This window comes from Devosia indica, from assembly GCF_003056405.1.
Lineage (GTDB): Bacteria > Pseudomonadota > Alphaproteobacteria > Rhizobiales > Devosiaceae > Devosia > Devosia indica.
The window spans coordinates 83,112-108,240 of record NZ_PYVZ01000009.1 but is presented as its reverse complement, the minus strand read 5'-3'; the positions used below and the strand labels follow the sequence as shown (position 1 = coordinate 108,240).

The window sequence follows — 25,129 nt, the reverse complement described above, 5'->3', positions numbered from 1 at the left end:
AAGTGCGCGCATGTAGCACAGCCGCCAATAAAGCGCAAAGCATCGCGCCCTCACGAAGCGCTGAAGCAATTGCCTGGATGCCGGAGCGATCCTCTAGGCTTTCGTTTCAAAGTCCCGACGCCTAGAAAGGGAAGCACCAGCTTTTTGAAACTGCACTCCATGTCCAAACCCATCCTGCGCTTTGCCCCCAGCCCCAATGGCCCGTTGCATCTGGGCCATGCCCTCTCGGCGCTGGTCACCTGGGACGCGGCGCAGAGGCTGGGCGGCACCGCGCTGCTGCGCATTGAGGATATCGACACCGCCCGCTGCAAACCTGAATATGTCGCGGGCCTGTTCGAGGACCTCAATTGGCTGGGCCTCTCCTGGCCCGAGCCGGTACTCTACCAGTCTGAGCGTTTCGAAATTTATGCCGAGGCCGCCAATCGGCTGCGCGCCATGGACCTGCTCTATCCCTGTTTCTGCTCGCGCAGCGATATCGCGCAAAATGCCACCGGCACAGATCCTGATGGCGCCCCGCTTTATCCCGGCACGTGCCGACACATGAGCAATGCAGAACGCATCGAGCGGCTTGAGCGTGGCGATGCGGTGCAGTTCCGCCTCGATACCGAGGCCGCCATGGCCCGCACCGGCATGCTGACGTTTTCCGCCGTCGGCCCGGGCATCCTGGACCGGCCGCAAATCCGCTATGCCCGGCCCGAGCGCTGGGGTGATGTGGTGCTGCAGCGCAAGGACATGCCGACCAGTTATCACTTAAGCGTCGTGGTCGATGATGCCGCCCAGGCCATCAGCCATGTCACGCGCGGACGCGATCTTGAAGCGGCCACCGATATTCATGTGCTGCTGCAAATGCTGCTCAGCCTGCCTACGCCCCTCTATTTCTTCCACCGCCTGCTGCTTGGCGATGACGGGCAGAAACTGTCCAAGTCCAAGGGCTCGCAAAGCCTGGCGGATTTGCGAGCCCACGGTTGGACACCGGACGATGTGCGGCGGGCGGTCGGCTTTTAGCCTGCCTTGCCCAGCCGTCCCAGATGGGTGTCCTTGAAACTGGTCTGGGCCTTCAGGCCATAGCCCAGCATGCGGTCGAAGCCGGAATGGGCCAGCCAGAGCGCGCCCAGCGCGGCCAGCAAAGGCAAGCCGAGCAATGCGCCGAGCGCCATCAGCCCCACACCCAGCGCATAGACATGGACCAAATTATAGATCCAGGAGCCGAACCGGGCCCCCGCGCCATAGGCAAAGAAGCTCAAATCCGGCGCAAAGAACACCAGCAGCGCACCCCACCAGGGCAGCACCGATTCCACCTGTGCATAGAGGACCAGCGCGGCAACGAACACCAATCCGCCTTCGACCCGTTGCCAGACAATCACATCTTTCATCGCATCAACTCCCACGCTCAGGCCGCCTGTTTTTCGGGCGACCGGCCGGCGACCAGTTCCGTCACCGTCTCAGCGACTGCTGTCTCAAAGGGTGTGGTGAAGCCTGGGCCGAGCAGGGCATCAAGCCGCGGATCGACCAGTTCCATCTCGTTGCGCCACAAATAGCGCATGCGATAGACGTCGCGCATGACCGGGTTGAACAGCCCCACGGCGCGCAGCATCCACCAGGGCAGCGGTGCGACCTTGACGGGCCTGGGCAAGGCGTTTTGTGTCGCAGCCATAACCTGTCCATGGTTCACCCAATGGCCGGCAAAATGGAAGTTCTCGAACCCCTTCATTTCGGCGCGCTGCGCGGCCAGAACAGTGAAAGCGCGTGCCAGATCGGGCAGATAGGCCCAGCTATGCCGCGTTTCGAGATCGCCCAGATGGTAGAGCCGCCCCTTGGCGTAATCCATGAGCATGGCGGCATCGAACCATTCGTCGCGATTGCCGGGGCCGAAGAAATCGCCCGCCCGCAGGATAATCACCTGAAATCCATTGCTGGCCGCCGCGTCGCGCAGCATCTGTTCGAGCCGGATGCGGATTTCGCCGCGCGGTTTTTCTCCACTCTGGCGCAGGCCGGGGGCAATGGTGCGGTCGCCGGCACGGTAATTATAGATTGTGCCGGGAAAAAGCAGCGTCTTGCCGCTGCCCGCCATAGCATCGAGCACCACCTGCAACTGCTTCTCGGCCCGTCCGTCGCCCCATTGGTCATAGCGCAGATGGAGCGCATGGACGACGACATCGGCTTCGGCGATGGCCGCGCGCACCACCGCAACCTCGTCGGCGTCGCCCTTGAAGAACTGGGTGCCCGCAACCGGTTTGCGATTGCTGCGCCCCAGGCCCGTGACCTGCCAGTCGGCGTCGCGGAAGGCGATCATGGCCGCATTGCCGATATGGCCGTTGCTGCCCAGTACCGTGACTTTTCCCGTTTGCATTTTGTGCTCCTTGCTGTTGCTGGCAAGCAAGATGGGCGCTACGATTATGAATGGCGATTGCGCAATTTTCTCGGTCTAATATTCAAAAATGAATAGTAATCCTGATTGGACGCTGTGGCGCAGCTTTGCGGCGGTGATCGCCGAAGGATCGCTCTCGGCCGCCGCGCGCCAGCTCGGCCTCAGCCAGCCCACGCTTGGCCGTCATATCGAGGCGCTCGAAGCCGCGCTGGATCTGCCTTTGTTCGAGCGCAGCCTGACCGGCCTCAAGCCCAATGCCACCGCCCTTAAGCTCTACGGGTCGGTCGATCGTGCCCGCTCTGCGCTGGCCGAGGCCGCCATCCTGGCCGCCGGTGCCCAGAGTGAGACGGGCGGCACGGTGCGGCTGACCGCCAGCACCATGATTTCCAATTATGTGCTGCCCGATATTCTGGCCGGCATCAGACGCCTGCATCCCAATATCGCCATTGAATCGGTGCCCACCGATTCAGCGGAAAACCTGCTGATGCGCGAGGCTGATATCGCCGTGCGCATGTTCCGGCCCACCCAGCTCGAACTGGTCACCCGGCATCTGGGTGATATTCCGCTGGTCCCGGTGGCCCATGAGAGCTACCTGGCCCGGCGCGGCACGCCCAGCACGCTCAACCAGCTCTGGGAACACGACTTGCTGGGCTTTGATCGCTCCGATGCGGTGATCCGCCATGCCCGGTCCCTGGGGTTCGAGGTGACGCGCGACAACTTCCCCGTGCGCTCGGACGATCAGCCACATTTGTGGGAAATGCTGCGGGCGGGCCTGGGGATCGGCTTTGCCCAGCTCAATCTCGCCCGCCTTACACCAGGGCTGGTGGTACTGCCGCTGGATTTGGCGATCCCGCCGCTGCCTATCTGGCTCACCACGCACAGGGAATTGTTCACCTCACACAGAATTCGTGCCATTTATGATGCTGTGGCGGAGGGTCTGACCGCCTATATCAAGGGCGATCCAATCTCGCCTCCCTTACGTTAAGGCTATCATGGAAACCCTCGTTAATATCGCCATCGCCCTGGCCCTGCTGTTCGTCGTCATCGTTCTGGGCTTGGGCCTTTGGAACATGCTCAAAGGTGGCCCGGGCAATACCAGCCAGCGGCTGATGCGCCTGCGCGTCATTGGCCAAGCCGTCGCCCTGGTTCTGCTCCTGGGCGCCCTGTTCTTCTTTGGCCGCGGCTAGGCCAGCGGCTGGGGGGCGCAATGGTCAAGCTCAACACGATCTACACCCGCACCGGCGATGCCGGCACCACGGGGCTGGTCCGGGGGCCTCGTCGCGCCAAGCATGATCTGCGGGTCGAGGCCTATGGTACGGTTGAGGAAGCCAATGCCTTTATCGGCCAGGCCCGCCTGACCTCGTCCACTCGGCCGCGGATCGATGCCGTGCTCTCGCGCATTCAGAACGATCTGTTCGATCTTGGCTCCGACCTGGCGACACCAGGCGCCGATGCCCCCGATGCGGACTATCCGAGCCTGCGCATCCGGCCGGTCCAGACCATCTGGCTTGAGCAGCAGATTGACCAGTTCAACGCTGCTCTCCAGCCGCTCACAAGCTTCATCCTGCCCGGTGGCACCCCCCTGGCGGTTTCGCTGCATCTGGCCCGCACCGTGACCCGGCGGGCGGAGCGGCTGGTTGCAGCGCTGCTCGAGGCCGAACCCGAGACCAGCGTGGAACCACTGCGCTATCTCAACCGCCTCTCGGACCTGCTTTTCGTGCTTGGCCGGGTGGCCAACAACAATGGCGCGGGCGATGTCTTGTGGGTGCCGGGCAATTATGGTGACGTGGCAAAAGGCTGAGCCGCCCAGCTCTATTCGCGCAGCATTGGAGACCGGCCCTGTTCCTGCCCCTGCATGACACCAACCCCATCCGCCATGTCGATTTCCCTTTCGTCACCTATGGGCTGATGGGCGTGACGATCCTGGTTTTCCTGATCCAGTCGGTTCTGCCCCCGGCAGCTTTTGATCAGGCAACTATCGATTTCGGCATGATCCCGATCGTGGTGCGCGATCTCTATCCCCAGCCGGTGCCGTGGTTGCCGGACTGGGCGAACCTGGTGACCTATGCGTTCCTGCATGCCGACTGGCTGCACCTGCTTTCCAACATGCTGTTCCTCTGGGTGTTCGGCGACAATATTGAAGACGCATTCGGGCACTTCAAGTTCCTGGTCTTCTATCTCGCCTGCGCGGTTCTGGCGGCCCTTGCTCATCTGCTGTTCAATCTTGATGGCAATGGTCCGCTGATCGGCGCTTCGGGTGCCGTGGCCGGGGTTATGGGGGCCTATATCCTGCTCTATCCCCACGCCCGGGTCTTCGTGCTGGCCCGCATTGTCTGGCTCATTCCGCTGCCCGTGCCCGCCTTCTGGATGCTCGGCTTCTGGATCGCCACACAGCTCTTCTTTGTCGTGATGGGCTCGGACGAGCCGGTGGCCTGGTGGGCGCATCTGGGCGGATTCGCTGCGGGCCTTGTGCTGGCGCCCCTCTTCAAGAGCCGCAAGGTGCCACTGTTTGGTGGGCGCTAGACCCAATTGTTCGCAAATGCGGACAACCGGCCAACAAAATCTTAACCCGGCTTAACTAGTCTAAGGGCGATGCAACCATCAGGACCGGACCGTTGAACACCGATCTCTCCACCAATTTGCTGACCGCACAAACGGCGCTGACGCAGAATTCGGTGCAGATTGCCGTGTTCAAGAAGGCCCATGAGATGGAGTCGAACCTGCTCAATTCCTTGATGCAGACGGCCCTTAATCCACCGGCGCCCCCGCCGGGCCAGGGGCTCAAGATCGACAAGCAGGCCTGAGGCCGGTGCGATGGGCACCGGTATCGGCATATCCCCATCCGTGATGATCAACCGCATGGTGCATGAACGCGAGGTCCCGCAAGCTGGCCATCTGCTCGAAGTTGCCCGCCTGCGCGCCGAATTGCAGCAAGCCCAGGCGCACAATGCCACCTCACCCCTCGCCACAAAGCCGGCCGAAGCGCCTATCAATGGCGCGGAGGTTGATCTGCTGATCTAGCGGCGCGCCGGGTCATATCCCGGCATGTGCCTGAGGTTCGTACCTCTCAAAAAACGCAAAAAGGCGCACAAGGCGCCAGCGTACTAAAAAGAGCAAAAAAAACAGAGCGGGTTGAAAGAGCTAGAACAGTTCGGCGTCGCCATGGCTGGAATGGGCGGCAATGCCGGAGAGGGCTGGTACGCGCAATTCGTCCAGAGTCAGGCTGGCCCAGATTTCGTCATAGACGCTATCCGGAGCCGTCGGCGGCAAGAGCGCAAACTGGCGCACGGCCAGCGCCATGTTGTGGCAGCGCTGCTCGATCCGGTCCTGGCCCTGCAGGGCCGTGACAATGAGTTGCACGGCTTCCCGAACGCTCGGGTCCTTGCTGATTTGCGTGTCGGCGAGCAGTTCGAGCGCTTCTGTGATGCCTTCTAGCATGGAAGCGGTCTGCCGCGCCGTCTCGTCCAATTCTCGTGCGAGTTTCTGCAGTGACATTGAATATTCCCTGGCCCTGATTGGCCAACCCTATAGCGCTATTTCTAAACCTCTCCTTGCTCGATCGGACATCGCCAGCGAACTCGTAGGTCGTGGTTAGCAATTGGCTAACGAGTTTACCTCTAACATCCGAACCAATTCGCCCGCAGAGGTAGACCTAGACGACATGCCCCCGACCAATACCCTGCCACCCGAGTTCGATCGTGGTGTGGTGACAACGGTTCACCAAGGCGATTGCCATGTGTCCAATGCTGCGGACGTAACCTTCTCGACTGTTCTGGGATCGTGCATTTCGGCCTGCGTCCGTGACCGGGTCGCCCTGGTTGGTGGGATGAACCATTTCCTGCTCGCCGAGCAGTCGGGCTCGGCCAGAGACCGCTACGGTGCATCGGCCCGATATGGCGCCTTTGCCATGGAGCAGCTGATCAACAAGGTGCTCTCGCAAGGATCGGGCCGCAAGGCCAACCTCGAAATCAAGATCTTCGGGGGCGGCAAGATCAATTCGGCGCTCGATGATGTCGGCGCCAAGAATATAGAATTCGTGCGCCAGTTCCTGATCGATGAGGGCTATGTGGCCACCAGCGAGGATCTGGGTGGCAGTTTTGCCCGCCGCGTGCTGTTCAAACCCCATTCCGGACGGGCCTTTGTCAAACGGCTCGACAGCGACGCGGGGGCCAATGTGGCGCAGGAAGAACTGGCGATTGCACGGCGTCGCGTCGTCGTGCCGGCGCCGGTGGACGATATCGAACTGTTCTAGTTGCCGGCCTTTTCTTGGGCGCTTCTTGGCGCGGACAAGTCGGGCTTACGAAAGTCTTACCGTCGCGCCAGCCTTTATAGATTTGATTAACCATTATTCGGATAGGGTCCGGCCATGTCGGACCGTGCCGTTTTTAGTGTTGATTCGCGTGCCCCCCGCCGGGGATTGCGTCTCATGCTGGCCGCATCCGGCCTCTGGACATTATTGGGCGCAAGTGCCGGCGGGCTGCTGCTGGCGATCGGGCCGGGCGCGACCTGGTTCACGGCGGTTGGAAGCCTTGTCGGCCTTGGCATTGCCGGGTGCGTGGTCGGGGGCTTTCTCTTCGACCAGCGCGAGGCGCAGCGCCTGGCGGCCGTGGTTCAGGCAGCGGGCCTGTCCGACCGCTCGGGCGAGGCTTTGTCCATTGGCGGCATTGTTGCGCGACTGGGTAAGCGGCTGGAAAAGGCGCATCATTTCCGGGCGGCCATCGGCATGCTCGAGGCGCCACTCATGGTGGTCGACGAGCATGGCGTCATCCTGGCATCAAGTCGTGGCATGGAGCGTCTGGCGCCCGGCGCAAGGGAAGGCGAAACCCTTGATGGCCTGTTTGGTGCCGGCTATCTCGAAACTGGTGGTGGGGCGCCCGAGGAAGCGCTGGTGCTGCTCGATCAGCGGCGCTTCGTCGCCCAGCGCCTGGCCTTGCCATCGGGGCGGTATGCGCTTGAACTGCAGCCAGCGGGCTATTTCATCGAGGATGACCGGTTTGACCTGATGCTCGCCGCGCTGCGGCAGGGGCGCACCGGCTTCCGGTTCGAGGACGAGGCGGTGGCCAGCCAGCCCGTGCTGCGGGAGATCAACACGGCCCTGGCGGCGCTGGACGATGGCGTGAACCAGTTGCGCGCCGTCATGGATGGCAGGACCGCCGATGTTCAGGACCTGCCGCTTGCAGAAGAAGCGCAGATGGTGATCGAGCTGTTTTCGGGGCTTGATGAGCAGCAGCGTGACGAAGCCCAGGCCCGGGTGGCGCTCGAAACCCGGCTCGCCTCGGTCAAGGATCTGCTGGCCCAGTTCGAGGCGCGAGCGGCCGCCACCGAAAAATCGGCGGAGACTGCGCGGGCGGCCTTGGCTGCGGGCGTTGAGAAGATGGCGGTGCTTGAGGCTGAGCTGGCTGCTGCCAAAACGCGCAACGAGACGGCACAATCGCTGGCCCGGCAGGCCGAAGAGGCGGCGGGCCGCACCCGCACGCTGGTCAGCGAGATCGATCGCATGGCCCGGGAAATCGACACCATGACCGCCGGGATCGAGGATGTTTCGTTCCGCACCAATCTTCTGGCGCTCAACGCGGCGGTGGAAGCGGCGCGCGCCGGCGAGAAGGGGGCGGGCTTTGCTGTGGTGGCTGATGAGGTGCGCCAACTGGCCCAGGTCACCAATCGCAGCGCCAAGGATATCCGCGTGATCGCCGACAAAGGGCGGGCGCAGGCGCGGATCGGGCTCGATGAGGCCGGGGGACTGCAAAAAATCACCGCCCAACTGCAAGAGAATTTACGCAATCTAAGCAATGGGTCGGTCAGTATCGCGGCCGAAGGGGAGACGAAGGGAGCCGGTTCGGTGTCCCTGGCGTCGCCAGGGCCGGTGGTCGAAATCGCCGATCAGGAGATCGCGTTCGACCAGCGCGCCGCCAGTTAATCCGGAAGAAGTCCGGGACAAAAAGGGTGGTTGCATGGAACAGGGGGAATATGCCCTCAGCGAGCGGGAGTTCGCTCGTATCAAGGCACGGGTCTATTCCGTTGCCGGTATTTCGCTCAGCGATGCCAAGCGCACGCTGGTCGTGTCCCGGCTCTCCAAAATCCTGCGCGCGCTGCAATTGCCCAGCTTTGACGCCTATGTCGATTATCTGGAACGCAGCGGATCGGAGAAGGACGGGCAGGATTTCGTCAATGCGCTGACCACCAATCTGACGCGGTTTTATCGCGAAGATCACCATTTCGACCATTTGCGGGACTATGTGGGCACGCTGATCGCCGAACGGCCGCGCGGCACGCGGCTGCGCATCTGGTCGGCCGGCTGCTCGACAGGTCAGGAGCCCTATACGATCGGCATGGACCTGCTTACTGGCTTTCCCGAGCTCAAGCGCTGGGACTTCAAGATCCTGGCCACAGACATCGACACGGCTGTGCTGGCCAAGGCGGCGGGCGGGGTCTATCCGGAAACCGAGCTCAATGGTCTTTCCGCAGAGCGGGCGCGTCCGTTCGAACGCACGGCAGGCGCGATCCGCATTCCGGCCAATGTCCGCGAACTGGTCGCGTTCAAGCCGCTCAATCTGATCGGTCCCTGGCCGATGAAGGGGCCGTTCGACGCCATCTTCTGCCGCAATGTGGCGATTTACTTCGACAAGCCGACCCAGGGCGAGATGTTTGGACGCTTTTCCAAGATGCTCGCGCCTGAAGGCTTCCTTTACATCGGCCACTCGGAAAACCTGGGCTCAGGTGGCGAGGGCTTCCGGCTGGTGGGCAAGACGATCTACCAGTCGCGTGAAAAACTGAACAAACGAGCTGCATGATGAGCATCAAGGTCCTGGTCGTCGACGATTCGGCGCTTATCCGCGAAGTTCTCGCCCGCATGCTGACGCGGGATGGCGATATCGATGTGGTGGGTACCGCCACCGATCCCATCGATGCGCGCGAGAAGATCAAGACCCTCGATCCCGATGTGGTGACGCTCGATATCGAGATGCCCAACATGAACGGGCTGGCATTCCTTGAAAAATTGATGCGTCTGCGGCCCACCCCGGTGGTGATGGTGTCGACGCTGACCAAGAAGGGGGCAAGCGAAACGCTGTTGGCCCTCGAACTGGGTGCTGTCGACTTCGTTGCCAAGCCCAGTGCCGAATTTGCCGGCGGGCTCGATGCGTTCGGTGTCGGCCTGCGCGACAAGATTCGCGCCGCGGCCAAGTCCGATGTGCGCGGCCGATCGGCCAGCCGGGCCGAGGTTCCCAAGACCAGCAAGATGCCGCTCAAGACCGCCGCTGCGCCCGAGGGCGCGCTGATCGCCATTGGCGCCTCGACCGGCGGGGTGGAAGCGATCCGCGCCGTGTTGTCCGAGCTGCCGGCCGATTGTCCGCCGGTGGTCATTGCCCAGCACATGCCGGCCGGCTTTACCGGTCGCTTTGCCGCGCGGCTGGATGAATTATGCGCGCTGACCGTGCAGGAAGCCGAGGACCGCATGGTGCTCAAGCCGGGCCATGCCTATGTGGCCCGCGGCGACTATCATTTGCGGGTCGAGCGCTCTTCGGGGCAGCTTAAGTGCCGCCTGGGTCAGGAGGGGCTGGAAAGCGGGCACCGTCCCAGCGTCGATGTGCTGTTCGAGTCGGTCGCCAGGACGGTCGGGCCGATGGCGGTCGGCGCCATCCTGACCGGCATGGGCCGCGATGGTGCCAGGGGCCTCAAGCTCATGCGCGATGCGGGCGCCTATACGGTGGGGCAGAGCCAGGCTTCGGCACTGGTCTATGGCATGCCGCGCGTTGCCTTCGAGGAAGGTGCGGTGGTCGAGCAGGCGCCGGTGGAACAGATCGCAGCCAAGCTGGCCAATGCGCTGGTCAAGCTCAAATCCGCCGCGTGAACGGTCAAGCGAGAATGCCAATGGCGCAGTTGAGAGAATTGTAACGCTTGACCCATAGAGTTTGAGTCAAGTGCGGCCCGAAGGCCGCAGGCGCGTAGAGGTAAGAACAACCATGCCAAAAGCGAGCGCTGTGAGCGTCCTGATCGTTGATGACCAGCAGTCCATGCGCGGGATCTGTAAGTACATCCTGACCCAGCTCGGGTTCAAGGACATCATCGAAGCCAAATCCGGGCGCGATGCCCTGGGCAAGCTTGAAAAGTCCAATGTCGATCTGATCATTTCCGACTGGAACATGGAAGATATTGACGGGCTGACCCTGCTCAAGGTGATCCGCAAGCATCCCCGAACACAGGCCATGCCCTTCATCATGGCGACGGGCCGCTCGGACAAGGAACAGGTCAAGGAAGCCATTTCCTTTGGCGTGAACAATTACATCATCAAGCCGTTTGATGCGTCGACAATGAAGAAGCGGATCGAGGCGGTGATCGGCGCGCTGACTTGATCGGTCGCGCCTCTGGAACCCGGCAACGCCTCCGCTGTCGCAGCGGGGGCGTTGTGCTTTTTTTGGAAAATGCTTCCCTGACAAGCATTTGCCTAATAATTGGGCGATCCGCACTTGTCCGTAAGAAGTGATTAAGCCTGTGCCGGTATCGTTTCCATGACAACGCGTTCGCGTTGCGTGACTGCCTGCGCAGGGGCCGCCCGGCTCGTTGCTGACCTGGAGGAGCAGTCGCCGTAGGGGGAGCAAATCATAATGAAATTCATTCCGCAGCTCAGGATTGCCCAGAAATTGCCGCTGGCCCTGGTGGGGTCGGCGCTGATTGTCAGCGCCGGCGTGGGTATTGCGAGCTATCTGATCGGCCTGGGGACCGTGCAGGAACAGCGCGACCAGTCCATGCAGGCCTCGCTCAACACGGCCAGTGCACTGGTCAGCGACTATTATTCCAGTGCCGAGGTCGATCTGCGGCTTTTCGTGCAGCGCTCCGATACCGTGACGGCCATGCAGAACATGACCCGTTCGCTGGACGAGTTGCGCATGGGGCTCAAGGAGCGGGCCGCAGCGCAGTTGCAGAAGGCCTATGTGACCGACAGCCCCAATCCCGAGGATCGCGCGGCGGTTGATAGCGTCGGCATCATGGGGGCCAGCTATGATCCGGTGCACAAGCGCTATCATCCCGGTTTCCGCACGCTCATGCTCGAGCGCGGTTATACCGATGTGCTGATGATTTCCGCGGCTGGTGACGTGGTTTATTCGGTCGCCAAGAACACTGATTTCGCCACCAACGTCGTCAACGACGCGACCGCAGCGGCTTCGGGCCTTGGCCAGGCCTTCGCTGCGGCCAGGGATCTGGGCCCGGGCGAGGCCGCCTTTGTGGACTTTTCACTCTATGGCCCCACCGCGACGCCGGAAAGCTTCATGGCCATGCCGGTCTTCAGCAACGATGAGAGCACCGGCGTGATGGTGCTGGCGATCTCGCCGGAGGTGATGAGCACCGCTGTGTCCGGCCTTTCGGGGCTGGGCCGGAGTGGTGAAGTGGTGGTGGTGGGCCAGGATGGCCTGCTGCGCTCTGAATCCCCGCGCACTGAGCAAGCCGATGTGCTGGCCACCAGCCTCACTTCCGATGTCATTGCCGGGGCCTTTGCCGGCGAGACCGGGGAAGGCCTGAGCACCGATTATCGCGGCGCGCCGATGGTGGTGCGGGCCCAGCCGGTGAGCGTGCATGACGTCACCTGGGCGATTGCCGCCGTCCAGCCGGAAGACGAGGCCTTTGCCGCTGTGGTGCAGATGCGCAATATGACCTTGCTTGTGGGCGGGATTCTCCTCGCCATCGCGGCGGTCGCCGGCTTCTTCTTTGCCCGCTCGATCAGCAAGCCGATTTCGCGCCTGACCGACACCATGGACGCGCTGGCGGGGGGGAATCTGGAGGTCGACGTCAAGGGTGCGCGCCGGGCCGACGAGATCGGTGCCATGGCCCGGGCCGTCGAGGTGTTCCGTGAAAACGCGCTCAAGGTCAACGAGATGACCGAGGCCGAGGCCGCCCGGATCGTGGCCAGCCAGGCCGAGCGTGCCGCGATGATGCAGGATTTGCAGCGGGCCTTTGGCCAGGTGGTCGACGCCGCCATTGCCGGGGATTTCTCGCAGCGCGTGACGGCCGAATTTCCCGATGACGAACTCAATACGCTGGCCCGCTCGGTCAACGGGCTGGTCGAGACGGTCGACCGGGGCGTCAGCGAAACCGGCACGGTGCTTTCGGCGCTGGCCAATACCGATCTCACCCAGCGCATGCAGGGCGATTATCAGGGCTCATTTGCCCGCCTCAAGGCCGACACCAATGCGGTGGCCGACAAGCTCACCGATATTGTGGGCCAGTTGCGCGACACCTCGCGCACCCTCAAGACCGCCACCGGGGAAATTCTCTCGGGCGCCAATGATCTCTCGGAACGCACCACCAAGCAGGCGGCGACCATCGAGGAAACCTCGGCCGCCATGGAACAGCTTGCCGCCACCGTGCTGAGCAATGCCGAACGCGCCAAGCAGGCGTCGGGTGTTGCCACCGGGGTGACCCATACCGCCGAAGAAGGCGGCCAGGTCATGGGCCAGGCCACCGCGGCCATGGAACGGATCACCCAGTCCTCGGCCAAGATTTCCAACATTATCGGGCTGATCGACGACATCGCGTTCCAGACCAATCTCTTGGCGCTCAATGCCTCGGTGGAAGCAGCGCGCGCCGGAGAGGCCGGCAAGGGCTTTGCGGTGGTGGCCGTGGAAGTACGGCGCCTGGCCCAGAGCGCGGCGCAGGCTTCGAGCGACGTCAAGGCGCTGATCGAGCAGAGCGCTGACGAGGTCAAGGGCGGCTCCAAACTGGTGGCCGAGGCCGCCGGCCGGCTGGAAGAAATCCTCACCTCGGCTCGTTCCTCGAGCGAAATGATGAACAATATCGCCCGGGAAAGCCGGGAACAGGCCGCCTCCATCGACGAGGTCAACACGGCGGTCCGCACCATGGATGAGATGACCCAGCACAATGCGGCGCTGGTCGAGGAGATGAACGCCTCGATCGAGCAGACCGAGGCGCAAGCCACCCAGCTTGACCGCATCGTTGACATCTTTGCCCTCGAACAGCGCAATGCGGCGCCTGGCATCTCGGCTCCCGCAGAGCCGAAAGGCCCGGTCAAAGCCATTGCCCAGGGAGCGCGTGGCTTGCAGGCCAAGTTGAGCACCGCCGCGAAGTCCTATTTGAGCAAGGGTAATGCGGCGCTCGATACCGAGTGGAGCGAGTTCTGATCCAGCTTTGAGAAAGGGCGCTTGGCGGCGCCCTTTTTCAGGTTCGGACGACTACCATACAAGATCAACTTATCGTTAAGTCCCGACAGGGTAGCCTCTGGCAGCCAGGCCAGAGCGGCCCGGCATCGGGTTGGGAGGGGAACCATGAAATTTCTGACGGGCTGGCGCCATATGCGCATGACCACAGCCATTGCCGCCTTGCTGCTGACCAGCATCATGGTGACCATCCTTGCTTATAGCGCAAGCACCTATCTCAGCCTGCGCGGGCAGGCCGTGGGTCAGGCAATTGCCCAGCAGGATGCCGATCTCAAGACGGCTGCGACGGTCTACGAAAAACGGCTGTCCGGTTCTGTGCTGACCTGGTCGGAGGACGATGGCAGCATTGTCAGCTTTACCACCTATTCCATCCCGAACTTCTACGACACTGGCGCGGTGGACTCGGTGACCCGGGTCACCGGCGGCGAAACCATCGTGTTCAGTCTCGACGAGGCCGGGCAGTTCATCGCCAAGTCGACCAGTTTCGAGGCCGAGGCCGAAGGCGAGCGGATCACCGACTTCGTGCTCGACCCGGATAGTCCGGCCGCCACCACCCTGGCATCGGGCGAAGCCTATCATGGGGAGATGAGGGTAGAGGGCACGACCTACAATGCAGCGGCCTATCCGATCTACAAGCTCGATGGCACCTTGCTCGGCGCTTTCTGGGTTGGCAAGGACGTGGCCCTGGCCGATGCGGCTGCCAATGCAGCCTTGCCGGGACTGGCTGCAATGGCCGGCGTGCTGCTGGTGATAATGGGCGTAATCGGGCTTCTGGCCTCGCGCCTGTTGACCCGGCCCATTCCCAGGCTGGCGCAAACCATGGATGCCATTGCCGCAGGCGATTTTGCGGTCGAGGTCCCCTTTGTCGAGCGCGGCAATGAGATCGGCGCCATGGCGCGCGCCGTCGAAGTGTTCCGCGAGAACGGCCAGCGGGTCAGCCAGATGACCGAGGCCGAAGCGGCACGGATCGTGGCAGACCAGGAAGACCGCCAGCGCATGATGGGCGAATTGCAGGATGCCTTTGGCGTGGTGGTCGATGCCGCCGCCGCCGGCGATTTTGGCCGTCGCGTCAATGTGGAATTCCCCGATCCCGAACTCAACGCGCTTTCCAGCAGCGTCAACAATCTGGTGGCGACTTTCGAGCGCGGCGTCAGCGAAGTCGGTTCGGTGCTTGGCGCCCTGGCCAATACCGATCTGACCCGCCGCATGCAGGGAGACTATGAGGGCGCGCTGGCGCAGCTCAAATCTGACACCAATGCGGTGGCCGAAAAGCTCAGCGACGTGGTGGGGCAATTGCGCGCCACGTCGGGGGCCCTCAAGACCGCCACCAGTGAAATCCTTTCGGGCGCCAATGACCTCTCGGAACGCACCACCAAGCAGGCGGCGACCATCGAGCAAACCTCTGCGGCCATGGAACAGTTGGCTACGACCGTGCTTAGCAATGCGGAACGGGCGCAGGATGCCAGCCAGCGCTCCAGCGTGGTCACGCGCACGGCAGAAGAAGGTGGTCAGGTGATGGCCGATGCCACCGGCGCCATGGAGAAGATCACCAGCTCTTCGGGCAAGATCTCCAACATTATCGGCATGATCGACGACATCGCGTTCCAGACCAATCTGCTTGCCTTGAATGCGTCTGTCGAAGCAGCGCGGGCCGGCGAGGCCGGCAAGGGCTTTGCCGTTGTGGCCGTGGAAGTGCGGCGCCTGGCACAATCTGCGGCGCAGGCCTCGAGCGAGGTAAAAGTGCTGATCGAGCAGAGTGCCGACGAGGTCAAGGGTGGCTCGCGCCTGGTGGCCGATGCCGCCACCAAGCTCGACGCCATTCTCGAGGCGGCCCGCGCGTCGAACGAATTGATGCATTCCATCGCTTCGGAAAGCCGCGAACAGGCCTCGTCCATCGAGGAGGTCAATACGGCGGTGCGCACCATGGACGAGATGACCCAGCACAATGCCGCGCTGGTCGAGGAGATGAATGCGGCGATCGAGCAGACCGAGGCGCAGGCCACCCAGCTTGACCGGATCGTTGATGTGTTCCAGGTGGACGCACAGGCGGATGCCCCCCTGCGCGCCGCCGATCCGGTGGCCGTCGCGGACACGCCCCGGGTTCCCACGCCTGGCCCCCGCCTCAAGGCGGCGAGCCGCACCTATCTCAGCCAGGGCAATGCCGCAATCGATGCCGATTGGAACGAATTCTAGCCAGCCGCCGCGCGGAACAGGCGTCAGAATGGGGTGGCTTTTCTGAAAATGCCCGCCAAGGCTGTAAAGGAGCGGCATTATCGGGTCGTTTGAGCGGAATATTTACAGTGCGGGACCCGCAAAATGAAAATGCGTACTAACTAAGTTGCTGTAATACTTGATTAAATTTGAAGCTCCTATGCTGGCCCCAAGGTGTAACGCTTGGGGGCAAGCATGTTTGGGTTGGGTTCTCGTCTGTTCGGTCGTCTGAGTCTGCGATTCCAGATTTCGGGTCTGGTGATGGCGGCCATCGTGGTCTCTATCGGCGTGGTGGCCACGGCGGTCTATCTCAGCTTCTCCTCCACGATGATGCAACAGGGGCGGGACCGGCAGGAGACCAATCTCAAGACGGCGGCGACCATCTTTGCCGCGGCCACCAACAACAAGGGCGGCACGGTGGTCCACTGGACCGAGGACGGCGCCATGAGCCAGGTGACCGGCTGGGCGCTGCTGCCCTTTTTCGATACCGAGCTGGTCGACGGCATTGCGCGCGTCACCGGGGCCGAGACTGCGATCTACATCACCGACAAGGACAGTGGCGAACTGGTCAACAACACCACCACGCTGCACGACGCAGACGGGGAGAGCCTGAAGGGCCGCGTCATTGATCCCGCGGGGCCGGTGCAGGCGGCGCTGAGCGCGGGCGAAGGCTGGTTCGGCGAGGAAGAACTTGCAGGGCAGAGCTATTATTCGGCCTATTTCCCTGTCAACCGGGAGGATGGGGCACTGGCCGGTGCGCTGTTTGTCGGCGAGACGGTGGCGACCATCGAGCAATCGGTCACCGACATGATGGGGTTTCTGGCCGTGATCGCCCTGGTCACCGGGCTGGTGCTGGCCGGTATCGGCTATGCGGTGAGCCTGGTCATCATCCGCCCCATTCCGCGTATTGCCAATGCCATGGGCTCGATTGCCGAAGGCGCCTATGACACCGATGTGCCCTATCGCGACCTGGGTAATGAAGTGGGCAGCATGGCCCGCGCGGTGGAAGTGTTCCGCGAGAATGGCCTGCGTGTCAGCGAAATGACCGAGGCCGAGGCGGCGCGCATCGTTGCCGATGAAGAAAACCGCCGCCAGATGATGACCGAATTGCAGGGTGCCTTTGGCGCGGTGGTCGATGCTGCCGTGGCTGGCGATTTCGGCAGGCGCGTCGCCACCCAGTTCCCGGATGAGGAGCTCAATGTGCTGGCGTCGAGCGTCAACAATCTGGTCTCCACCGTTGATCGCGGCGTGACCGAAGTTGGTTCGGTCCTCGGTGCCATGGCCAATACCGATCTCACCCGTCGCATGGAGGGAGACTATGAGGGCGCGCTGGCGCGGCTCAAGGATGACACCAATGCGGTGGCCGACAAGCTGAGCGAAGTGGTGGGGCAGTTGCGCGCCACGTCGGGCACGCTCAAGACTGCCACCAGCGAAATCCTTTCGGGCGCCAATGACCTCTCGGAACGCACCACCAAGCAGGCGGCGACCATTGAGGAAACCTCGGCGGCCATGGAGCAGCTTGCCGCCACCGTCCTCACCAATGCCGGGCGGGCCCAGGATGCCAGCCGCAGTGCGGCCCAGGTTACCCAGACCGCCGAGGATGGCGGGCAGGTGATGGCCCAGGCGACCGATGCCATGGAGCGGATCACCACCTCCTCGGGCAAGATCTCCAATATTATCGGGATGATCGACGACATCGCCTTCCAGACCAATCTGCTGGCCCTCAATGCCTCGGTGGAAGCGGCGCGGGCGGGCGAAGCGGGCAAGGGCTTTGCCGTTGTGGCCGTGGAAGTGCGGCGCCTGGCGCAGAGCGCGGCACAGGCCTCAAGCGAGGTCAAGACGCTGATCGAGCAGAGCGCCGACGAGGTCAGGGGTGGATCGCGCCTGGTGGCCGACGCAGCGGCCAAGCTCACTGCCATTCTTGAAGCGGCGCGTACCTCGAATGATCTGATGCACTCGATCGCCAATGAAAGCCGCGAACAGGCCTCGTCCATCGAGGAGGTCAATACGGCGGTGCGCACCATGGACGAGATGACCCAGCACAATGCCGCGCTGGTCGAGGAGATGAATGCGGCGATCGAGCAGACCGAGGCGCAGGCCACCCAGCTCGACTGGATCGTTGATGTGTTTCATGTCGGTGAGACGGTCGCGCCGAGCCTGCCGAAGGCTGCAGTGAAGCCAGAAGCGCCCAGTGCCAAGGCGCGCATGCAGACCGCCGGAGCGGCCTATCTGGCACAGGGAAACGCCGCGCTTGAGCCGGACTGGAGTGAGTTCTAGGCGCATCCGGGCGGACAGAATCAGTTGCGGGCGCGGTGCGGAGAAAAAGCAAAAGAGACTGATTCTGGCCCGCGACCGCGCTCAAGCTGGGCAAAAGATAGCGAATTGCCCATTTTTTTGTCGCGCATTGTCGACCGAAATCGATTCCGGAAAAATCCGTACAGTTTTCGGTAAATAGTTTCTCATAGCGTGTTTCGCCTGTGGGCCGGTTCCGGAAGTGTTTCCAGAAGGAAGGCCGGGTCCGAACGGGGGAGAACCGCTATGAAGCAAATTGCGCGCTTTCTGGGAAATGTGCGCATGACCACCACCATCATGGTTCTGGTCATGTTGTCGATCATTGGCTCGATCGCCGCGGTTTCGACCGCGATCTATTTGAACCTGCATGCGCAGTCCATGGCGGACAGCGAAGTGCAGCAGGAAACCAATCTGGGCGTGGCCGCCACCATTCTTGAGCGCCGCATTTCCGGTTCCGTGCTGAGCTGGAGCGAAGAGGGCACCATCGGCTCCTTCCAGAGCTGGGCCATCCCGCCCTTCTACGATACCGAGGTGATCGACTCGGTGACCCGCGTCACCAAGCAGGATGCGGCCATCTATGTTACCGATCCGGCAACCGGTGACATGGTCGCCAAGACGACCAGCCTGATGGCAGATGCGGAGACCCGCGCCGTGGGCGGCATTCTGGCGGCCGATAGCGATGTCGTCACCCGTCTCAATGCCGGCGAAATGGTGCTGGGCCAGATCACGATTGACGGGGTCGAGTATTATTCGGCGCTGCAGCCGATCCAGAAGACCAATGGCGAGGTGATGGGTGCGATCTTTGTGGGCACGCCCATGGCCAATGTGGAGGCTGCCGCCAATGCCGTGCTCGGGCTGATCGGTGTGGTCGGCGGCGCCGCCGTGGTCGCGTTCGGCGCCATCGGCTTTCTCGCTTCGCGCCTGATAACCCGGCCGATTCCAAAGCTGGCCGCGACCATGGATGTGGTGGCCCAGGGCAATTACGAGGTCGATGTGCCCTATACCGACAAGGGCAATGAGGTGGGCGCCATGGCGCGGGCGGTGGAAGTGTTCCGCGAGAACGGCCTGCGGGTGAGCCAGATGACCGAGGCGGAAGCCGCCCGCATCGTGGCTGATGAAGAAAAGCGCCGGCTGATGATGACCGAGCTGCAGGCCGCGTTCGGCGAAGTGGTCGATGCTGCGGTCTCGGGTGATTTCACCAAGCGCGTGCATGCCGAATTCCCCGATGCAGAACTCAACAGCCTGGCCGGCAGCGTCAACAATCTGGTCGAGACCTTCGATCGCAGCGTGGCCGAAGTGGGCGAGGTGCTTGGCGCCATGGCCAATACCGACCTGACGCGCCGCATGACGGGGCAGTATGAAGGCGCCTTTGCTAAGCTCAAGTCCGACATCAATGCGGTGGGCGAGAAGCTGACCGAGGTGGTCCTGCAGTTGCGCCGGACCTCGGGCTCGCTCAAATCGGCAACCGGCGAAATTCTCTCCGGTGCCAATGATCTGTCCGAACGCACCACCAAGCAGGCGGCGACGATTGAAGAAACCTCGGCGGCCATGGAGCAGCTCGCTTCCACCGTGCTGAGCAATGCCGAGCGCGCCAAGCAGGCCAGTGCCAGCGCCTCGCAGGTGACCCGGACCGCCGAAGAAGGCGGGCAGGTGATGGATGCGGCCAACGAGGCCATGGAGCGGATCACCGCGTCCTCGGCCAAGATCTCCAACATCATCGGCATGATCGACGATATCGCCTTCCAGACCAATCTGCTGGCGCTCAATGCGTCGGTGGAAGCGGCCCGCGCCGGGGATGCCGGCAAGGGCTTTGCCGTTGTGGCGGTGGAAGTGCGGCGCCTGGCGCAGAGCGCGGCCAGCGCGTCTTCGGACGTCAAGGCGCTGATCGAGCAGTCGAGCGGCGAGGTCACCACTGGCTCCAAGCTGGTGGGTGAAGCGGCCGGCAAGCTGGCCAGCATGCTCGAGGCGATCCGCGAAAACACCCAGTCGCTCGAAGCCATTGCCCGCGACAGCGCCGAGCAGGCCACCTCGATCGAGGAGGTGACCGCGGCTGTGCGGACCATGGACGAGATGACCCAGCACAATGCGGCGCTGGTGGAAGAGACCAATGCGGCCATTGAACAGACCGAGGCCCAGGCCACCGAGCTTGACCGGATCGTGGAGATTTTCGCCATCGATCAGGGCGGGATGGACTTGATGGCGGCCCCGGCAACGGCTCCACGCCAGGCACATCCGGCGCCGTCCAAACCCACGCAGAAGGCCGCCAAGGCCTATCTCAGCCAGGGCAATGCGGCCATCGCCGCCGATTGGGACGAATTCTGAGCCTTTGGCATAGCGGCTTGAGTCAAGGGGGCGCTCTGCGCCCCCTTTCTCATTTCCTCAGAACGCTGACCGATTGCTTTACCGCCTCTTAACGTCGGCGCGCTATTTCTGGTGATGGACGCAGACCTAGAGAACACCATCCGGCCGCAACGCCGGATTTCAGTCGAAAGGCGTCGCAAGTCTTTCCAGATGCAGGCAGGCCCTGACCGTTTTCGAGCGGAACCGGTTCTGCATGGGCGACGCAGGGGCATTCCGGCGGCCAGAAGGCGCGCCTAGCGGGGCAAAAGCCAGATGAAATTTCGCGACCTGTCGATTCAGATCAAGCTGGTCCTGGGGGCCGGGCTTCTCTTCGTGGTGGCCATGGGTGGCCTGATCGCCGGCGGCCTGTATCTGATGTATCAGACGGCCGGCACGGAAGCCGAAGAACGGGCCCGGGCGCTGTTGGGCCAGTATAATCAACTGGCCGCAGGGCGCCTGGGTAATGTCATTGCCCAGACCAACAGCCTGGCTGCCGGTGTCGAAGGCGTCATTGCCGAAGGACCGGTGGACCGCGATCAGCTCGGGCGCCTGGTGACCCAAGCGCTGCTTGCCCAGCCGGCAGCGGTGGGCATGACCCTGGCTTTTAACCCGAACGCGCTCGATGGCCGGGATGCTGATTATGTCGGTCATCCCTATTCGGACAGCACTGGGCGCTTCGTACCCTATTTTACCCAGGCCGGGGGCAAGGTCAGCGTCGAGCAGCTCGACATGTCGCCCGAAGCGGGCACGGAAGGCTGGTACGATCTGCCCTTGCGTGAAGATCGCACCGTCCTGACCCCACCCTACACCTATGCCATTGATGGGGTTGATGTGTTGATGAGCACCATCAGCGCGGTGGTGCACAAGAACGGCCAGCCGGCAGGCATCCTGACCACCGACCTGACGCTGGGCACCATTGGCGCGGTGATTTCCGAGTTGCGGCCTTTCGAGGTCGGTTCGGTCATGCTGGTCAGCGATGCCAATACCTGGGTTGCCAATCCCGACCCGAGCCTTGTCGGGCAGGAGCTGGCCCCTGATATTTCTGCTGCCCTGCTGGATACCGAACTGATGTCACAGGGCATGAGCTATGTGAACGAGCAGGGCGTGGAAACCCATGTGGTCACGAGCCCGCTGGTTTTTGCTGGGGTTCCCGAACAGTGGACCATGGTGATGACGGTGCCGACCGCCACGATCTATGCCGGGGTCGACAGCATGCGCAACATGGCGCTGGTCTCTGCCGCGGTGCTGCTGGCAGGCATTCTGGTCGCCGTGTGGTTCGGGGCCGGGGTGATTGCCAAGCCGATCCGCCGGATGACCGATCTGATGGGTGTGCTGGCCGAGGGCAAATATGATGTCGAGATCCCCCACCAGTCCCAGAAGGACGAAATCGGTGGCATGGCCCGGGCCGTGGAAGTGTTCCGCGAAAACGGCCTCCGGATCAGCCAGATGACCGAAGCGGAGGCGGCCCGGATCATTGCCGACCAGCAGGCGCGCCAGGCGATGATGAGCGAATTGCAGCTCGCCTTCGGTGAGGTGGTGGATGCTGCCATTACCGGTGACTTCACCAAGCGGGTCAATGCCAGCTTCCCAGATGCCGAGCTCAACAGCCTGGCTGGTTCGGTCAATTCGCTGGTCGAGACAGTCGATCAGGGCGTCAGTGAAACGGGCAAGGTGCTCGAAGCCCTGGCCCGCACCGACCTGACCCTGCGCATGGAAGGCGATTATAAGGGCGCCTTTGCCCAGCTCCAGCACAATACCAATACCGTGGCCGAGACGCTCTCGGAGGTGGTGAGCGGGCTCAAGACCACGTCGCGCACGCTCAAGACGGCGACCGGTGAAATTCTCTCTGGGGCCAATGACCTCTCCGAACGGACCACCAAGCAGGCGGCCACCATCGAGGAAACCTCGGCGGCCATGGAACAGCTTGCCACCACGGTGCTGCAGAATGCGGACCGGGCACGCGATGCCAATGCCATTGCCCAGACCGTCAGCCAGACGGCAGAAGAAGGGGGCGTGGTGATGAGCCAGGCGACCGAGGCGATGGAGCGGATCACCACGTCCTCGTCCAAGATTTCCAACATTATCGGGCTAATTGACGATATCGCCTTCCAGACCAACCTGCTGGCCTTGAACGCTTCGGTCGAGGCGGCCCGGGCAGGCGAGGCCGGCAAGGGCTTTGCCGTGGTTGCCGTGGAAGTGCGGCGGCTGGCGCAGAGCGCCGCCGAAGCCTCGTCTGACGTCAAGGCGCTGATCGAAACCTCCTCGGGCGAGGTGGGCGCAGGCACCAAGCTGGTGGCTGATGCAGCGGCCAAGCTCGAAGCCATGCTCGAAGCGGCCAAGTCCAATTCGAGCCTGATGGAGGGCATTGCCCGGGACAGCCGCGAACAGGCGTCGGCCATCGAGGAGGTCACGGTGGCCGTCCGCCAGATGGACGAGATGACCCAGCACAATGCGGCTCTGGTGGAACAGACCAATGCAGCTATTGAGCAGACCGAGGCCCAGGCCAGTGAACTCGACCGGATCGTGGCCGTGTTCAAGACCGATGCCGCCGAGGACGGCGTCAGCCTGGCACCAATTGCACCCAGGGCCGCGCGTCCTGCCGCGCCGCGCCCGGGTCCGGCCAAAAAAGTGCAGCAGGCCGCCAGCGCCTATCTCACCCAGGGCAATGCCGCCATCTCGGCCGACTGGGACGAGTTCTGAGGAAATCTTGCTCGGGCCGGTTTGCAGCAATGCAGACCGGCTCCTGCAAGTATTGTCGGAAGATGACTTATATGCTGCAAATTAATCCTGCAGTCTATCTTCCCGGCGCAATGGGAAATATCCGTATGTGACCTAATCGGTTAGCGTATATTGGATATTTTTTGACAGAAATATTTCAAAAGAACGTTGCAATAGGGAAATCCATTATCGATCACGAAATAGTTTTGTTAACTTTGTGGTCGCAGCCTTGATGAACAAGCCACCCTGTTGCGGTTCGGGTGGCGGGGGTTGAGAGGCGGACATGGTTGGGATCTCCTTTGGCAGAAGCCATCGTGACAATGCGGCAAAAGTGGCGGCGATCTCGCGCAGCCAGGCAGTGATCGAATTCGCGCTGGATGGCACGATCATCACGGCCAACGAGAATTTCCTCAATGCAATGGGCTATGGGCTGGATGAGGTTGCGGGCCAGCACCATTCCATGTTCTGCGATCCGGATTATGCCAGGAGCGCGGAGTACAAGAGTTTCTGGGCCGATCTGGCCGAGGGCCAGTTCAAGTCGGCAGCCTTTCAGCGCTTCGCCAAGGGTGGGCGCGAAGTCTGGATCCAGGCCAGCTACAACCCGGTGTTCGACGCTGCCGGCAAACCGGTCAAGGTCATCAAGTTTGCCACCGACATTACCGAGCAGACGCAGCGCTCGGCCGATCTGGCGGCGCAGATCGAAGCCATTTCGCGGGTACAGGCGGTGATTGCCTTCAATCTCGATGGCACCATCATTGAGGCCAACGAGAATTTTCTGACCACGGTCGGCTACCGGCTGGACGAGATCGTGGGCCAGCACCATTCCATGTTCTGCGACCCCGACTATGCGCGCTCCAGCGAATATGCCCAGTTCTGGGAACGCCTGCGGGCTGGTCAGTTCGAGGCCGCCGAGTTCCAGCGCTTCGGCAAGAATGGCAAGGAAGTGTGGATCCAGGCCAGCTACAATCCGGTGCTCGATGCCGCCGGGCGGGTGGTCAAAGTGGTCAAGTTCGCCACCGATATCACCGAGCGCAAACGTGCCGAGGGGATCATCGCCGAGTTGACCTCGAGCCTGGCGCGCATGGCCAAGGGGGATCTGGGCGGCCGCATCGACCATCAGTTCACCGGTCAGTACGAACAATTGCGCCAGGCCTTCAATTCCTCGTTGGAGCAGCTCGAGGACATCGTTTCTGGCCTGCGCCAGGCCTCGGGCGCCCTGCGCACGGCCACTGCGGAAATCCTTTCAGGCGCCAATGATCTTTCCGGGCGCACCACCAAGCAAGCGGCCACGATCGAGGAAACCTCGGCGGCGGTGGAACAATTGTCGAGCGCGGTGGCAGACAATGCCAGGCGCGCGGCAACGGCCAGCGAGAAGGCGCGCGCGGTGTCGCAAAATGCCACCGAGGGCGGCGTGGTGATGAATGACGCCACCCAGGCGATGACCGCCATCGAGACCTCGTCGGGCAAGATCTCCAACATCATCGGCATGATCGACGACATTGCCTTCCAGACCAATCTGCTGGCCCTCAACGCTTCGGTTGAAGCGGCGCGGGCCGGTGACGCCGGCAAGGGCTTTGCGGTGGTTGCGGTGGAAGTGCGGCGGCTGGCGCAGAGCGCGGCCAGTGCCTCCGCGGATGTCAAGGCGCTCATCGAAGCAAGCGCCGGCGAGGTGCGGAGCGGGGCGCAACTGGTCAACCGTGCTGCCGAGCGCCTGCAGGACATTCTGACCGGGGCGGAGGAAAGCGCGGTGCTGATCGACGCCATCGCGACGGCCAATCGCGACCAGTCCGGCGCGCTTGAAGAAGTGGCCGTGGCCGTCCGGCAGATGGATGAGATGACCCAGCACAATGCAGCTCTGGTGGAACAGACCAATGCCGCCATCGAGCAGACCGAGGCCCAGGCCGGAGAACTGGACCGGATCGTGGCGGTGTTCCGCAGCGGGCAGCTTGCGGCCGTGCCTGAGCCGGCGCGCCCAGCGGCGCCGCGCCTGCGCAAAGTGGCGGGCGGAGACTGGGTGGAAGCCTAGCTAAAG

At 62.7% G+C, this 25,129-nt stretch carries 21 protein-coding genes; 18 read left to right on the top strand and 3 right to left on the bottom strand.

The features are described from left to right. The first annotated feature begins 159 nt into the window (after positions 1-159). Entirely contained in the window at positions 160-1,005 is an 846-nt protein-coding gene (gene gluQRS, locus DDE76_RS10570; protein WP_104892847.1) for a tRNA glutamyl-Q(34) synthetase GluQRS, read from the top strand. Here the strand turns inward: gluQRS and DDE76_RS10565 are convergent. Next, positions 1,002-1,373 carry a DUF4260 family protein gene (locus tag DDE76_RS10565; protein WP_104892848.1) on the bottom strand — a complete coding sequence of 124 codons (372 nt, stop codon included), beginning with the start codon at positions 1,371-1,373 and terminating at the stop codon, positions 1,002-1,004. The two genes, gluQRS and DDE76_RS10565, sit on opposite strands and share 4 nt — an antisense overlap. A 17-nt stretch (positions 1,374-1,390) precedes the next feature. Beyond that, entirely contained in the window at positions 1,391-2,350 is a 960-nt protein-coding gene (locus tag DDE76_RS10560; RefSeq protein ID WP_157955755.1) for an NAD-dependent epimerase/dehydratase family protein, read from the bottom strand. A gap of 88 nt (positions 2,351-2,438) precedes the next feature. On the opposite strand from DDE76_RS10560, the gene DDE76_RS10555 reads away from it, so the two are divergent. From DDE76_RS10555 to DDE76_RS10530, 6 genes are all read left to right on the top strand, one after another. After that, the gene (locus DDE76_RS10555) at positions 2,439-3,353 is read left to right on the top strand and encodes a LysR family transcriptional regulator (RefSeq protein ID WP_104892850.1); all 915 of its coding nucleotides are present in this window, start codon (positions 2,439-2,441) and stop codon (positions 3,351-3,353) included. A gap of 7 nt (positions 3,354-3,360) precedes the next feature. Further along, positions 3,361-3,555: a twin transmembrane helix small protein gene (locus tag DDE76_RS10550; RefSeq protein WP_198650890.1), complete on the top strand. Its 195-nt coding sequence runs from the start codon at positions 3,361-3,363 to the stop codon at positions 3,553-3,555. 20 nt (positions 3,556-3,575) lie between these two features. Continuing rightward, a complete protein-coding gene (locus DDE76_RS10545) occupies positions 3,576-4,169 on the top strand; it encodes a cob(I)yrinic acid a,c-diamide adenosyltransferase (protein WP_104892852.1) in 594 nt (197 codons plus the stop codon). A gap of 113 nt (positions 4,170-4,282) precedes the next feature. Next, positions 4,283-4,891 (top strand): rhomboid family intramembrane serine protease, encoded by a 609-nt coding sequence (locus DDE76_RS10540; protein WP_198650889.1) that lies wholly within the window; start codon positions 4,283-4,285, stop codon positions 4,889-4,891. Positions 4,892-4,983: 92 nt separating this feature from the next. Next, positions 4,984-5,172 (top strand): putative motility protein, encoded by a 189-nt coding sequence (locus tag DDE76_RS10535; protein ID WP_104892854.1) that lies wholly within the window; start codon positions 4,984-4,986, stop codon positions 5,170-5,172. A 10-nt stretch (positions 5,173-5,182) separates the two neighbouring features. Beyond that, entirely contained in the window at positions 5,183-5,389 is a 207-nt protein-coding gene (locus tag DDE76_RS10530) for a hypothetical protein (protein WP_104892855.1), read from the top strand. Positions 5,390-5,509: 120 nt separating this feature from the next. Here DDE76_RS10530 and DDE76_RS10525 read toward each other — a convergent pair whose 3' ends face one another. Then, a complete protein-coding gene (locus DDE76_RS10525) occupies positions 5,510-5,863 on the bottom strand; it encodes a hypothetical protein (RefSeq protein ID WP_157955754.1) in 354 nt (117 codons plus the stop codon). A gap of 166 nt (positions 5,864-6,029) precedes the next feature. On the opposite strand from DDE76_RS10525, the gene DDE76_RS10520 reads away from it, so the two are divergent. The 11 genes from DDE76_RS10520 to DDE76_RS10470 all read left to right on the top strand — a co-directional run bounded on the left by DDE76_RS10520 (position 6,030) and on the right by DDE76_RS10470 (position 25,123). Then, positions 6,030-6,620, top strand: coding sequence for a chemotaxis protein CheD (locus DDE76_RS10520; RefSeq protein ID WP_104892857.1), 591 nt, complete (start codon positions 6,030-6,032; stop codon positions 6,618-6,620). A gap of 174 nt (positions 6,621-6,794) precedes the next feature. Then, positions 6,795-8,285, top strand: coding sequence for a methyl-accepting chemotaxis protein (locus DDE76_RS19820; RefSeq protein WP_210200313.1), 1,491 nt, complete (start codon positions 6,795-6,797; stop codon positions 8,283-8,285). 34 nt (positions 8,286-8,319) lie between these two features. Further along, positions 8,320-9,159, top strand: a complete 840-nt coding sequence (locus tag DDE76_RS10510) for a CheR family methyltransferase (protein WP_104892859.1) — start codon at positions 8,320-8,322, stop codon at positions 9,157-9,159. After that, entirely contained in the window at positions 9,159-10,217 is a 1,059-nt protein-coding gene (locus DDE76_RS10505; RefSeq protein ID WP_198650888.1) for a chemotaxis-specific protein-glutamate methyltransferase CheB, read from the top strand. The genes DDE76_RS10510 and DDE76_RS10505 overlap by 1 nt, the downstream gene beginning before the upstream one ends. A 112-nt stretch (positions 10,218-10,329) precedes the next feature. Further along, positions 10,330-10,719 carry a response regulator gene (locus DDE76_RS10500; protein ID WP_104892861.1) on the top strand — a complete coding sequence of 130 codons (390 nt, stop codon included), beginning with the start codon at positions 10,330-10,332 and terminating at the stop codon, positions 10,717-10,719. Positions 10,720-10,971: 252 nt separating this feature from the next. Beyond that, complete coding sequence (locus tag DDE76_RS19920; RefSeq protein ID WP_104892862.1) at positions 10,972-13,500, top strand: methyl-accepting chemotaxis protein; 2,529 nt, start codon at positions 10,972-10,974, stop codon at positions 13,498-13,500. Positions 13,501-13,644: 144 nt separating this feature from the next. Next, positions 13,645-15,729 (top strand): methyl-accepting chemotaxis protein, encoded by a 2,085-nt coding sequence (locus DDE76_RS10490; RefSeq protein WP_245891879.1) that lies wholly within the window; start codon positions 13,645-13,647, stop codon positions 15,727-15,729. A 213-nt stretch (positions 15,730-15,942) separates the two neighbouring features. Further along, the gene (locus DDE76_RS10485; RefSeq protein ID WP_245891878.1) at positions 15,943-18,024 is read left to right on the top strand and encodes a methyl-accepting chemotaxis protein; all 2,082 of its coding nucleotides are present in this window, start codon (positions 15,943-15,945) and stop codon (positions 18,022-18,024) included. A gap of 261 nt (positions 18,025-18,285) precedes the next feature. Further along, positions 18,286-20,361 carry a methyl-accepting chemotaxis protein gene (locus DDE76_RS10480; protein ID WP_245891877.1) on the top strand — a complete coding sequence of 692 codons (2,076 nt, stop codon included), beginning with the start codon at positions 18,286-18,288 and terminating at the stop codon, positions 20,359-20,361. A gap of 291 nt (positions 20,362-20,652) precedes the next feature. Further along, positions 20,653-23,079: a methyl-accepting chemotaxis protein gene (locus DDE76_RS10475; protein ID WP_104892863.1), complete on the top strand. Its 2,427-nt coding sequence runs from the start codon at positions 20,653-20,655 to the stop codon at positions 23,077-23,079. 301 nt (positions 23,080-23,380) lie between these two features. Beyond that, a complete protein-coding gene (locus tag DDE76_RS10470; RefSeq protein WP_104892864.1) occupies positions 23,381-25,123 on the top strand; it encodes a methyl-accepting chemotaxis protein in 1,743 nt (580 codons plus the stop codon). Positions 25,124-25,129: the final 6 nt, after the last annotated feature.